The sequence below is a fragment of the Duganella sp. Leaf126 genome (assembly GCF_001423125.1).
Lineage (GTDB): Bacteria > Pseudomonadota > Gammaproteobacteria > Burkholderiales > Burkholderiaceae_D > Rugamonas.
Genome location: NZ_LMNW01000036.1, coordinates 24,100 through 37,249 on the forward strand (window position 1 = coordinate 24,100; position 13,150 = coordinate 37,249).

A 13,150-nucleotide genomic window follows, 5' to 3' on the forward strand; every position below is an offset into this window, starting at 1 on the left:
GCGCCATCGCCCAACAATTACCGCTGATGGACTACACTATCGGTCATGATCAGAGACCTGCCGTCGCTGGTGCTGCCCGGCGCCACACTCGACATCCTCAAGGCCAGCTGCGCCACCTGCAGCATGCATCAGCTGTGCTTGCCCATGGGACTGGGTAACGAAGACATGGACCGGCTCGACCAGATCATCGGCCGGCGCCGCAAGGTCGCGCGCGGCCAGCCGCTGTTTCGCACCGGCGATGGCTTCCAGAACCTGTACGCGATCCGCCTCGGCCACTTCAAGACCAGCCAGGTCAACCGCGATGGCGCCGAGCAGATCACCGGCTTCCAGATGGCCGGCGAGCTGCTGGGCATGGACGCCATCAGCACCGATCTGCACCATTGCACGGCGGTGGCGCTGGAAGACAGCGAGGTGTGCGAAATCCCGTTCGCCACGTTGCAGCAGCTGCTGGCCGAGATGCCGACCCTGCTGCGCCACTTCCACCGCATGATGAGCCAGGAAATCACGCGCGAACAAAGCGTGATGCTCTTGCTCGGCAATATGGCGGCCCAGCGCCGTCTGGCCGCCTTCCTGGTCAACCTGTCGTCGCGCTACGAAGCGCGCGGCTATGCCCCCAACGCCTTCCAGCTGCGCATGTCGCGCGAAGAAATCGGCAACTACCTGGGCCTGACCATCGAAAGCATCAGTCGGCTGCTGTCGAAATTCAAGAAGGAGGGACTGATCCGCGTGAGCAACCGCGACATCACGCTGCTCGAACCGCACACCCTGAAAGCCATCACCTCGGGGGCAGATCCTCATGCGGTTAAGTGAAGAGAAAAGTATTGATGTTGTTGGCCAAAAAGCGTCGTCCCTGCGCAGGCGGGGACCCAGTGTGGCGGACATGTCGACGCCGCGCGCAGGACTGGGGTAGATTGGCGACGGGCGCGGGTCCAGATGGCGGAGCTGACCGCGAACGAGGTTTTACAATAGGGTTTCCATAGTGATGACGGGATTGTTGATGACCACCGAACAAGATTGCCTGGCGCTCGATGCGGCCGATCCGCTGGCGGGCCAGCGCGCACAATTTGCCTTGCCTGATGGCGTGATTTACCTCGACGGCAATTCGCTGGGCGCGCGTCCCAGGGCGTCGCTGCAGCGGGCCCAGCAGGTGATTACTGCCGAGTGGGGCGACGATCTGATCCGCAGCTGGAATACGGCCGGCTGGTACGATCTGCCGCGTCGGCTCGGCAAGCTGCTGGCGCCGCTGGTGGGCGCCGAGGCGGACGAGGTGGTGGTCACCGATACCACGTCGGTCAACCTGTTCAAGGCGCTGGCGGCCGCGATCAAGCTGCAGGCCGACGATCCGGCGCGCGCGGGCCGGCGCGTGATCGTTACCGAGCGCGACAATTTTCCCAGCGATCTGTACATGGCCGAAGGCCTGCTCGGCTGGCTCGAGCGCGGCTACCAGCTGAAGCTGCTCGATTCGTGGGCCGACCTGCCGCAAGCGCTGTCGGGCGAGGCCGGGGCGCAGGTGGGGGTGGTGATGCTCACCCACGTCAACTACCGTACCGGCCGCATGTTCGACATGGCCGCCACCACGGCGCAGATCCACGCGGCCGGCGCACTGGCGATCTGGGACCTGGCCCATTCGGCCGGCGCGGTGCCGGTGGCGCTGAACGACGCCAACGCCGACTTCGCGGTCGGGTGCACCTATAAATACCTGAACGGCGGCCCCGGCGCGCCGGCCTTCATCTGGGTGCCCCGGCGCCACCACGCACGGTTTTCGCAACCGCTGACCGGCTGGTGGACCCACCGCCAGCCGTTCGCCATGCAGCCGTCGTACGCGCCGGTGGCCGGCATCGGCCGGGCGCTGTGCGGCACCCAGCCGGTGGTGTCGCTGGCGCTGGTCGAATGCGGCCTGGAGATTTTTCAGCACACGTCGATGGCCGCGCTGCGCGCCAAGTCGCTGGCCTTGTCCGACCTGTTCATCGCATTGCTCGAACAATATTGCGCCGGCCACCCGCTCGAACTGATCACGCCGCGCGCGCACGCCGAGCGGGGCAGCCAGGTCAGCGTGATGCACCCGCATGGTTATGCCGTGATGCAGGCCCTGATCGCACGCGGTGTGATCGGCGACTACCGCGAGCCGCACGTGATGCGCTTCGGCTTTACGCCGCTGTACACGACGTACCAGGACGTGTGGCAGGCGGTGATGGTGTTGAAGGATATCCTGGACCGCAGCGACTACCAGATCGACGCCGCACGCGGCGCCGTGACCTGAGCCCGGGAGCACGCCATGACATGCCCGTTATCTTCCGGCGTCGCCGCCGGCGATGCAGCCGATACCTCGGACGCCGCTGCGCCGGCCGCCGGTTATCACGGCGCGCAGCTCGACTTCAGCGCGGACATGAGCTACGGCGACTACCTGTCGCTCGACACCATCCTGTCCGCCCAGCACCCGCGCTCGCCCGAGCACAACGAGCTGCTGTTCATCATCCAGCACCAGACCAGCGAGCTGTGGATGAAGCTGATGCTGCACGAACTGCACGGCGCGCGCGACAACATCGCCGCCGGCCAGCTGCCGGCCGCCATGAAGATGCTGGCGCGCGTGGCCGCCATCATGAACCAGCTGGTGCACGCCTGGGATGTGCTGGCCACCATGACGCCGCCCGAATACACGGCGATCCGCCCCTATCTGGGCGCCTCGTCGGGCTTCCAGTCGCACCAGTACCGCGAGATCGAATTCCTGCTCGGGAACAAGAACGCCACCCACCTGCAAGTGCACCGGCACAAGCCCGAGGCATACACGCTGCTTGAGCGCGCGCTGGCGCAGCCGTCGATCTACGACCAGGCCATCCTGGTGATGGCCCGCAGCGGCCTGGCGGTCGATGCCGCCCGTCTGGCCGGGCCATGGGACCAGCCGATACGCTCAGATGCGTCGGTCAAGGCCGCGTGGACCACCGTGTACCGCAATACCGACCGGTACTGGCCGCTGTACGAGCTGGCCGAAAAGCTGGTGGACCTGGAAACGGCGTTCCGGCTGTGGCGCTTCCGCCACGTGACCACCGTGCAGCGCGTGATCGGCTTCAAGATGGGCACGGGCGGCACGGACGGCGTCAACTACCTGCGCAAGATGCTCGACGTGGTGCTGTTCCCCGAACTGTTCGAGCTCCGAACGGAACTCTGAGCCGGCGGCTCGCGCCGCTCAGATGGTGGTCAGATGGTAGTCGAATAGCGCAGCGGCCGGGCGCCGTCGGGGTGCGCCGTGGCCAGGTAACGGTCGAACACCATGCAGATATTGCGGATCACCAGCCGCCCCCTGGGCGTGACACTGAGCCACTGGCGGTCGATGGTAAGCAGGCCATCGTCCACGAACGTCTGCAGCCGTTCCAGCTCGGCCGCGAAGTAGTGGCTGAACGTGATCGGAAACGCCTGTTCCAGCGCGGCCACCGACAGCTCGAAATGGCACATCAGCCGCTGGATCACCAGGCGGCGCAGCAGGTCGTCGTGATCGAGCCGGACCCCGCGCGTGACCGGCAGCACGCCGGCATCGAGTTTTTCGTAATAGGCGTCGAGCGTCTTCTCGTTCTGGCTGTAGGTGGCGCCGATGGCGCTGATGGCCGACACGCCGCAGGCGATCAGGTCGGCCTCCGCCCGGGTGGAATAGCCCTGGAAATTGCGCTGCAGACGGCCCTGGCGCTGGGCCACGGCCAGCTCGTCGCCGGGCTTGGCAAAATGGTCCATGCCGATGTACACATAGCCGGCCGCGCACAGGCGGCCGATGCACAGCGCCAGCAGCTCGAGCTTGACGGCGGCGCTGGGCAGCTCGGCCGCCGCGATGCGGCGCTGCGGTTTGAACAGGTGGGGCAGGTGGGCGTAGTTGTACAGCGCGATGCGGTCGGGGCTGGCGGCGATCACCTTGTCCAGCGTGCGCGCCATGCTGTCGATCGACTGTCTGGGCAGGCCGTAGATCAGGTCGATGCTGATCGAGCGGAAGCCGGCGTCGCGCGCAGCGTCCATCACGGCGCGGGTGTCGGCCTCGGGCTGGATGCGGTTGACCGCCTGCTGCACGTCGGGCTCGAAATCCTGCACGCCCAGGCTGATGCGGTTGAAGCCTTGCGCGCGCAACACGCCGATGCGCGCCGGGGTGACGGTGCGCGGGTCGATCTCGATCGCATACTCGCCCAGCGCATCGGGCGCAAAATCGAAATTGCGGTGCAGATGGTCGATCAGGTCGCCCATCTGGCGATCGTTCAGGTAGGTGGGCGTGCCGCCGCCAAAGTGCAGCTGCTCGACCTGGCCGATGCCGGCAAACAGGCGGCCCTGCATGTCGAGTTCCTGCTTCAGGTAGCCGAGGTAGGTGGCGGCCTTGCTGCGGTCGCGCGTGACGATCTTGTTGCAGCCGCAGTAGTAGCAGATGGTGTCGCAGAACGGCACGTGGATGTACAGCGACAGCGGGCGCGGACTGCGGCGCAGGCGCAGGCCCGCCACCGCTTCCAGGAACTGGCCGTAGCCGAAGTCGGACGCAAACCGGTCGGCGGTCGGATACGAGGTGTAGCGCGGCCCCGACTGACTCAGTTTGGCGATGATGGTGGCGTCGAATTCGATGGCATCGACAGCCGATGCGGTGGAGCTGGCGGCAGACATGATGACGCTCAAGCGGCCAGGCGGCGTTGTGCGGCCGGCGTCCGGGCGCCCTGGCCCGCAGCAGCCCTGGCCCGCGACGGCGCCCGTCCGAACTTGAACAGGCTGACCGCCTGCGTCAGGCTGCCCGCTTCCACGGCCAGGCTGGCGGTGGCCGCTGCCGCCTCCTCGACCAGCGCCGCATTCTGCTGCGTCACCTGGTCCATGTGGGCGATCGCCGAGTTGACCTGGTCGACGCCGATGCTCTGCTCGTGCGAGGCGACCGAGATGTCGCGCATGATGGCGGTCACCTGCTGCACGGCCGTCACCACCTGCTGCATGGTGGCGCCGGCGCGGTCCACCTGCACCATGCCGGCGCTGACCTTGCCGACCGAGACATCGATCAGATGCTTGATGTCCTTGGCGGCGGTGGCGCTGCGCTGGGCCAGGTTGCGCACTTCGCCGGCCACCACCGCGAAGCCGCGGCCCTGTTCGCCGGCGCGCGCCGCTTCCACGGCGGCGTTCAGCGCCAGGATATTGGTCTGGAACGCGATGCCTTCGATCAGGCCGATGATGTCGACGATCTTGCGCGACGCCGTGTTGATTTCATCCATGGTGGCAATCACGTCGGACACGATCTCGCCGCCCTGCACGGCGACCTCGGACGCGCTCACCGCCAGTGCGTTGGCCTGCGCCGAATTGTCGGCATTCTGCTTGACGGTGGCCGAGAACTGCTCGACCGACGACGCCGTTTCTTCAAGACTGGCGGCCTGTGCTTCGGTGCGGCCCGACAGGTCGGCGTTGCCGGCGGCGATCTGGCGCGTGGCCACGGCCATGGTCTCGACGTTGATGCGCACGTCGCGGATGGTGGCGATCAGGTTGCTGTTCATCTGCTGCAGCGCGCGCAGCAGCTGGCCCACCTCGTCGGTGGCGTCGGTGTCGAACGATGCCGTCAGGTCGCCGGCTGCGATCGACCGCGCACCGTCGAGCGCCTGCTTGAGCGGGACCAGCATCGACACCCGCAGCGTGTACCACAGGAAGACATTGATCAGCAGGCCGACGAAGGTGGCGCCGAAAATCGCGTAGCGGTGGCCCTCGCTGCCCAGCAGCGCTGCCACGCACACGCCCAGCAGCAGCAGGTTGACCACGCTGGTGGCCAGCCAGATGCGCATCGCCAGCGACACGTGCGACAGCCGCGCCAGCAGGTGCACCAGGCCGGACCGGATCAGCTGGCCGTTCCTGATGCGGATGCGGCTGCCGCTGCCGCTGCCGCTGCCGCCTTCGCGCAGGGCCTGGTAGGCCTGCTCGGCTTCGGCCACCTGGCGCCGCTCGGGCTTGACCCGCACCGACATATAGCCGATGGTCTTGCCGTGTTCGCGGATCGGCGTGACGTTGGCGCGCACCCAGTAATGGTCGCCGTTCTTGCAGCGGTTCTTGACGATGCCGGTCCACGGCGTGCCGCTCTTGATCGATGCCCACAGGTCGGCAAACGCGGCCGCCGGCATGTCGGGATGGCGCACGATGTTTTGCGGCGCGCCGATCAGCTCTTCGGCCGTGTAGCCGCTGATCTGTTCGAAGTACGGATTGACATAGACGATATTGCCCTGCAAATCGGTCTTGGAGACGATCGCCTGATCGTCGAGGACATCCACTTCGCGGTGGCTGACGGGTTGGTTGTTGCGCATCTGACTCTCCGGCGGTTGTTGCTCTATCACAATAAGTGTGACCAGTGTACGGAGTCCGGCGCGCAAATTTATTGATGTAGATCAAAATAGGCCGGATTGCCGGCGCGGCATCATGCGTGCCTTGGGTTGTCACGCTGCCAGCGGCTGCAGGGTGCCGACCGCGTAACCCTGGGCGTAATCGAGGCCCAGTTCGCGCACCACGGCCAGCGTGGCAGCGTTTTCCACGTATTCGGCCACCGTGCGCAGGCCCATCACGTGGCCCACCTCGTTGATCGCCCTGACCATGGCGCGGTTGACGGAATTGGTGGCGATGTCGCGCACGAACACGCCGTCGATCTTGAGAAAGTCCACCGGCAGCGCTTTCAGGTAGGCAAACGACGACAGCCCGCTGCCGAAGTCGTCGAGCGAAAAGCGGCAGCCCAGGGCCCGCAGCTTGCCCATGAAATCCTGGGCCCGCATCAGGTTGGCGATCACTGCCGTCTCGGTGATCTCGAAGCAGATGTGGTGCGGCGCCACGCGAAATTCGCGGAACTGGGCGACGATGTAGTCATGCAAGTCCTCGTCGCCGAGCGAGCTGCCGGACAGGTTGATCGAGTAATCGAGCGGCATCACCTCGCCGGCGGCAGCATGGCCCACATGGCGACAGACGGCGCGGATCACCCAGCGGTCGATGGCGGTCATCAGGTCGTAGCGCTCGGCCGCCGGAATGAAGGCGCCGGGCTTGATCAGGCCGCCGCTAGCGGGCTGCAGGCGGATCAGCACTTCCACGTGGTCGTGGCCGCGCTCGTTCAATCCCACGATCGGCTGCGTGTACAGGCGAAAGTGCTGCTGTTCGAACGCCTGGTTCAGCCGCGACACCCACTGCATTTCGCCCAGCCGACGCACCAGCCGCTGGTCCGATTCGCGGTACTCGTGCACGCGGTTGCGTCCGCTTTCCTTGGCCAGGTAGCAGGCCTGGTCGGCCGCGACCAGCAGTGCCGTCATCGACTTGCTGTGCCGCGTCACCGCGACCATGCCGATGCTTACGCCGAGCTCGAACGTGTGGCCCTGCCAGGCGAAGCGGAAATTGCGCACCGACTGGCGCAGCTTGTCGGCGAGCTGGCGCGCCTGGTCGATCGGGCAGCGCGGCAGCAGCACGCCGAGTTCGTCGCCACCGAGGCGCGCCAGCGTGTCGGCATGGCGCATATGGGTTTGCAGCATGCGCGCCAGCAGTTGCAGCAGCAGGTCGCCGGCGGCGTGGCCGCAGGTGTCGTTGACGATCTTAAACTGGTCGAGGTCCATGTACAGGATGGTGTGCACATGGTCCTCCTCCTTGGCGCTGCGCAGCGCCTCGGCGATGCGCGCCTCGAATTCGCGCCGGTTGATGAGGCCGGTGAGGGTGTCGTGGCTGGCGTTCCAAGACAATTGCCGGGTCAGCTTGCGCTCGTGGCTGACGTCGCGGAACACCACCACCGCACCCAGCAGGGCGCCGCCGTCGGACCAGATCGGCGAGGCCGATTCTTCGACCGCGATGCGCCGTCCCTCGCGCGTGAGCAGCTGGTTGTCCGCTGCCGGCGTCACTGTCTGTTGCAGCCGCAGGCATTGCAGCGCCACGTGTTCGGTCAGCGCCACGCCGGCCTGGTCGGCCAGCGGCAGGGTGACGGCGATGGCCTGGCCGCGCGCCTCGTCGTTGCCCCAGCCGGTCATCTGTTCGGCGCTGCGGTTCAGGTACTCGGTCCGGCCCAGCGCATCGACGGTGATCACGCCTTCGCCGATGGCACGCAGCGTTACCGCTGCCATTTCGCGGTCGCGCGCAGTGGCCTGCTCGGTCAGCTTGCGCTCGGTGATGTCCCAGACGATGCCCAGCGTGCCGGTCGGCGCGCCCGATTCGTCGCACGCCACCAGCGCATTGCCGGCCAGCCAGTGGATGCTGCCGTCGTCCCACACCACGCGGTATTCGACGTCGTAGCCGGTGCGCTGGTCCACCGCGTCCTGCATGGTGCGCAGCAGCTCGGCCCGGTGGTCGGGATGGACGAAGGTGAGGAAATCGGCAAACGCCTGCGCCAGCGGCGCGGGGGGGAGGCCCAGCAGGGCTGTGCCCCCGGCCTGCCAATGGACGGTGCTGCCCAGCACCGTGCCATCGCCGATGACGCTGTCCCAGATCGTCATCCGCGCCGCGTTCAGCGCCAGCCGTAAATGCCTGTCATCCATCTGCTCCTCCCCGGTGCTATCGGGATTGGAGCGACGGGCCGTCGGAACGTTCCGTCAAGGTTCGGATTTTTTGCTGCCGCTAGCCGGCCCGCCGGACCGAGCGCCACAGCTTGCCGGCCCCGCCGACCACCGCCAGCGCCAGCGCGCCGGCCACCAGCCCGGCCACGGCATTGATGACGGGCTCGGCGAGGAGGGCCAGTACCGGGCCCAGCCCTGCCACGGCGCCTGCGGCCTGCTGGGCGTGGTGCAGCAGGTCGTGGCTGCCCGGTATGCCGTGCACCAGGATGCCGCCGCCGACCATGAACATGGCAGCCGTGCCGACCACCGACAGGATTTTCATCAGCACCGGCGCGGCGTTCAGTAGGAAGCGGCCCACCGCGCGCACGACGGCGCTGCCCAGTTTGCTCAGGTACAGGCCGGCGTCATCCATCTTGACGATGCCGGCCACGATGCCGTACACGCCGACCGTCATCACTATGGCGATCATGGCCACCACCAGCGCCTGTTCCAGGAACGGTTTGCCTTCCACGCTGCCGAGCGCGATGACGATGATCTCGGCCGACAGGATGAAGTCGGTGCGCACGGCGCCCTTGATCTTTTGCTGCTCGAGCACCACCAGGTCGGCCTCGGGATTGGCCACGGCCGCCACCAGCTGCTGCTTGCGCGCGGCCTTTTCCTCCTTGTGCAGCACGCTGTGGACGATTTTTTCGAAACCCTCGAAGCACAGGTACAGGCCGCCCACCATCAGCAGCGGCGTGATCGCCTGCGGCAGGAAGGCGCTGATCGCCAGCGCCGCCGGCACCAGGATCGCCTTGTTCTTGAGCGAACCGACCGCCACTGCCCACACCACGGGCAGTTCGCGGGCGGCGCGCACGCCGCTGACCTGCTGCGCATTGAGCGCCAGGTCGTCGCCGAGCACGCCGGCGGTTTTCTTGGCGGCCACCTTGCTCATCACGGTGACGTCGTCGAGGATGGTGGCGATGTCGTCGAGCAGCGCCAACAGGCTGGTGCCGGCCATCAGCGGCTTCCTTCGGCAGAGGGCAGGGTGGTAGTGGTCATCGCGTTATCCTTATAGAAGCGACAAGTTTAACCCAAGCCAACCCGGCAACGATATGGCAGCACCGCTACAATGTGCGTTACCGCGCAGCATTTCGCTGCCGGGGGCGTCGATTACGGGACTGGAACCACATCATGAGCTTTGCCGTCTGGCTGGGATTTTTTGTTGCTGCCTGCATTATTGCCATCTCCCCCGGCTCGGGCGCCGTGCTGTCGATGTCGCACGGGCTGTCCTACGGGCTGCGGCGCGCCAGCACCACCATCCTCGGCCTGCAGACCGGTTTGCTGCTGATCTTTTTCATTGCCGGCGCCGGTGTCGGTTCGCTGCTGATGGCGTCCGAGGTGGCGTTCAACGTAGTCAAGACCATCGGCGCGCTGTACCTGATCTACCTGGGCCTGGCGCAGTGGCGCGCCCGGGTGGCTGTCGGCGCCCAGCCGGCCCAGCTCGAAGTGGTGGTGCCGTCGCCGCGCAAGCGCTTCCTGACCGGCTTCCTGACCAATGCCACCAATCCCAAGGGCATCATCTTCATGGTAGCGGTGCTGCCGCAGTTCATCACCCAGGGCGCGCCGCTGTTGCCGCAGCTGCTGATCCTGGCCGCCACCATGTGCGCGATCGACCTGGTGGTGATGCACGGCTACGCCTTGCTGGCCGCGTCGATGCAGCGCTTCTTCCGCGACCCGCGCGCGGTCAAGCAGCAGAACCGCGTCTTCGGCGGCTTGCTGATGGCGGTGGGCACGGCGCTGTTCTTCGTCAAACGGGCCGGTGCGGCGGCAGGCTGATCGTCGGCGTACAGGTCCAAAGTTGAAATTATTTGTAACCGGTGTCGGCGAACCGGGAGTTGCAGCGTTAAATCGATATCGACCGCCGGAGACGCCATGAACTTCATCCCCACTCTTGCGCTGGCCGCCCTGGTCGGCTGGAGCAGCCAGGCCCAGGCCCAGGCCCAGGCCCAGGCAGACATCGACCTGCCGGCAGCGGTGGGGCGGATTTCTGCCGTCCAGGGCCAGGTGACCCTGAACGGCGCAGACCAGCCGGTAGTTGCCAGCCTCAACTGGCCGGTGACGGCCGGCAGCCACCTGGTGACTGCCAGTGGCGCCCGCACCGAGTTTCGCCTCGGGTCCACGGCAGTGCGGCTGGACGGCGACACCGATCTCGAAATTGCCGAGCTCGATGACAATCTGCTGCGCTTGCGCCTCAACTACGGCAGCGTCAGCATCCGGGTGCGCAATGCCGACCTGCTGCGCGACTTCGAGCTGACCACGCCGCAGGCGCGCATCACCATGATCGAACCGGGCCTGCTGCGGGTGGACGTGGAGCGGGTACCCGACACTACCGAGGTCAGCCTGCTGGCCGGCACCGCCCGGGTCGATGGCGCCGGATCGTCGGTCACCGTCGATCCGGGCCGCCAGGTGGACATTACCAGCGCGGACGTGCGCACCCGGGTGGCGCGCCGTGACGGCTTCGACGTCTGGGCCGACGAGCGCGACCGGCTGGCCGAGGTCGTGGTCACCACCCAGTACATTTCCACCGGCATCACCGGCTACGAAGAACTGGACCGCCACGGCAGCTGGACCCAGAGCGTCGAGTACGGTCCCTTGTGGGCGCCGCGCAATGTTGCCGCCGACTGGGCGCCTTACCGCGACGGCCGCTGGACCTGGCTGGCGCCGTGGGGCTGGACCTGGGTCGATAACGCGCCATGGGGCTATGCGCCGTCGCACTACGGCCGCTGGGTGACGGTGCGCCAGCGCTGGTACTGGGCACCGGGCCGCCCGGCCGGCCGGCCCGTGTGGGCGCCGGCGCTGGTCGGCTGGGTGGGCGGCGTCAGTCATCCGCACCAGGGGCCAGGTCCCGGATTGGGCTGGTACCCGCTGACACCGCGCGACCGCTTCGTGCCGACCTACCGCGTTCCTCCCTTCTACGAACAGCGCCTGGCCTGGAGCTACCAGGGCAAGTCGTTCGCGCCCCGTGGCGACGACCGTCTGCGCGACCATCGCAACGGCCTGACCGTGCTGCCGCGCGCGCAGTTCGAAGGAAGCCATATCATCCGCGTCAACCGCGGCGATCATTTGGTGCCGCGCGCGCAGCAGCCCGGCCTGGTCACACCGGTCACGCCGCCGCGTCCGCCCGGCCCGGACCGCCTCCAGCCCAGCCGCCCCTGGCAAGACCGCAATGGCGATGGCCGCCCCGACCGGTTCGATGCCGGCCGTGCTGGCCAGGACCGCGACAGTCATGGCCGCGCCGGGCAAGATCGTGACGGCAATGGTCGTCCCGGCCGGTTCGATGCCGGTCGCACCGGGCAAGACCGCGATGGTGATGGTCGTCCCGACCGGTTCGATGCCGGCCACGCCGGGCAAGACCACGACGGCAATGGCCGTCCGGGCCGGTTCGATGCCGGTCGCGCCGGGCAAGACCGCGACGGTGATGGTCGTCCCGACCGGTTCGACAACGACCCGCGCAACGGCAGCAATCCACGTGGTGACGGGCCGCGCAATGAATGGGTGGGCAGCCGCAACCCGCGCACTGACAACACCGTGCGCAATGAGGATGCGCGTGGTGCATGGCCGCGCAACGGCAGCCATCCGCGCGATGACGATCCCCCCCGCACCGACGGGCTGCGCAACGACACCCGCCCGGGCCGCGTGATTTCGACCGCACCGCTGCAGGTACAACCGCAGCAACCACCGGCACAGGGGCAACCGCAACCACAGCTGCAACCGCAACCACAGCCGGGCTGGTCGCGTGGTCAGGGCCGGCCGCAAACCATCGGTACCTTGCCGCCGAACCAGATCGGCACCCCCGACGCGCCGGCGCAGACCATCAACCCGCGCGACGTCGGTCTCGAAATCCGCACCCGTCCCAATGGCGGACGTCCCGGTACTGGCGCAGGGATGCCGGCGCCGGTGCTGGAGATCGGTAATACCCGCGATCGCTTCCAGCGCGATGACAACGACCGCCGCCAGCGCGAGGACGAGGAACGTCGCCGCCGCGACGAGGACGACCGTCGCCAGCGCTGGCAAGACAGGCGTTCGCAACAGCAACCCTCATCCCAGCAGCCGCCGCAGCTGCTACCAGCGCAGCAGTCGGAGCGGCCGCGCTTCCAGCCGTCGCAGGACCGGCCGCAACCGCCGGAGCGGCTACGCTTCCAGCCGTCGCAGGACCGGCCGCAACCGCCGGAGCGGCTACGCTTCCAGCCGTCGCAAGACCGACCTCAGCAGCAGGAACAGCCGCGCTTCCAGCCGTCGCAGGATCGGCCGCAACCACCCGAGCGGCCACGCTTCCAGCCGTCACAGGACCGTCCGCAGCAGCCTGAGCGACCACGCTTCCAGCCACCCCAGGAGCGTCCACAACAGCAGGAGCGTCCTCAGCCCGCGCGCCAGGCCCCGCCACCGGCCGCGCAGCCGCAGCCGCGCAGTGAACCAGCCCCGGTCCGCCAGAACCGGCCCGATCGCCCGCGCGAGAACCTGATGTAGCCCGTTTCCAGCCGCCACGGGACCGGCCGCGACTGCCGCAGCCGCAGCGGCCATGTCTTCAGCAGCAGAAGCATTTTCAACCCGCGCCAGGCCCCGCAGCCGCGCAATGAACCAGCCCGGTCCGCCAGAACGGGCCAATCGTCCGT

At 67.4% G+C, this 13,150-nt stretch carries 9 protein-coding genes; 5 read left to right on the forward strand and 4 right to left on the reverse strand.

From position 1 onward, the window contains the following. Window positions 1-45: 45 nt before the first annotated feature. The 3 genes from fnr (at window position 46) to kynA (ending at window position 3,166) form a co-directional block, all read left to right on the forward strand. Window positions 46-810, forward strand: a complete 765-nt coding sequence (fnr, locus tag ASF61_RS21535) for a fumarate/nitrate reduction transcriptional regulator Fnr (RefSeq protein WP_056160780.1) — start codon at window positions 46-48, stop codon at window positions 808-810. 187 nt (window positions 811-997) lie between these two features. Further along, on the forward strand, window positions 998-2,260 hold the full coding sequence (gene kynU, locus ASF61_RS21540; RefSeq protein WP_056160782.1) for a kynureninase: 1,263 nt from the start codon (window positions 998-1,000) through the stop codon (window positions 2,258-2,260). A gap of 15 nt (window positions 2,261-2,275) precedes the next feature. Continuing rightward, window positions 2,276-3,166 carry a tryptophan 2,3-dioxygenase gene (gene kynA, locus ASF61_RS21545; RefSeq protein WP_056160783.1) on the forward strand — a complete coding sequence of 297 codons (891 nt, stop codon included), beginning with the start codon at window positions 2,276-2,278 and terminating at the stop codon, window positions 3,164-3,166. A 29-nt stretch (window positions 3,167-3,195) separates the two neighbouring features. Here the strand turns inward: kynA and hemN are convergent, their stop codons facing one another. The 4 genes from hemN to ASF61_RS21565 form a co-directional block, all read right to left on the reverse strand. Beyond that, window positions 3,196-4,626 carry an oxygen-independent coproporphyrinogen III oxidase gene (gene hemN / locus ASF61_RS21550; protein WP_156369686.1) on the reverse strand — a complete coding sequence of 477 codons (1,431 nt, stop codon included), beginning with the start codon at window positions 4,624-4,626 and terminating at the stop codon, window positions 3,196-3,198. 8 nt (window positions 4,627-4,634) lie between these two features. Continuing rightward, entirely contained in the window at window positions 4,635-6,287 is a 1,653-nt protein-coding gene (locus ASF61_RS21555; protein ID WP_056160785.1) for a PAS domain-containing methyl-accepting chemotaxis protein, read from the reverse strand. Window positions 6,288-6,416: 129 nt separating this feature from the next. Further along, entirely contained in the window at window positions 6,417-8,477 is a 2,061-nt protein-coding gene (locus ASF61_RS21560) for an EAL domain-containing protein (protein ID WP_056160787.1), read from the reverse strand. Between the two features lie 79 nt (window positions 8,478-8,556). Further along, window positions 8,557-9,495 carry a DUF808 domain-containing protein gene (locus ASF61_RS21565; protein WP_056160789.1) on the reverse strand — a complete coding sequence of 313 codons (939 nt, stop codon included), beginning with the start codon at window positions 9,493-9,495 and terminating at the stop codon, window positions 8,557-8,559. A gap of 173 nt (window positions 9,496-9,668) precedes the next feature. Here ASF61_RS21565 and ASF61_RS21570 point away from each other — a divergent pair, with 173 nt between their 5' ends. Beyond that, window positions 9,669-10,313: a LysE family transporter gene (locus ASF61_RS21570; RefSeq protein ID WP_056160790.1), complete on the forward strand. Its 645-nt coding sequence runs from the start codon at window positions 9,669-9,671 to the stop codon at window positions 10,311-10,313. Between the two features lie 96 nt (window positions 10,314-10,409). Beyond that, window positions 10,410-13,004, forward strand: a complete 2,595-nt coding sequence (locus ASF61_RS21575) for a DUF6600 domain-containing protein (RefSeq protein ID WP_056160792.1) — start codon at window positions 10,410-10,412, stop codon at window positions 13,002-13,004. Window positions 13,005-13,150: the final 146 nt, after the last annotated feature.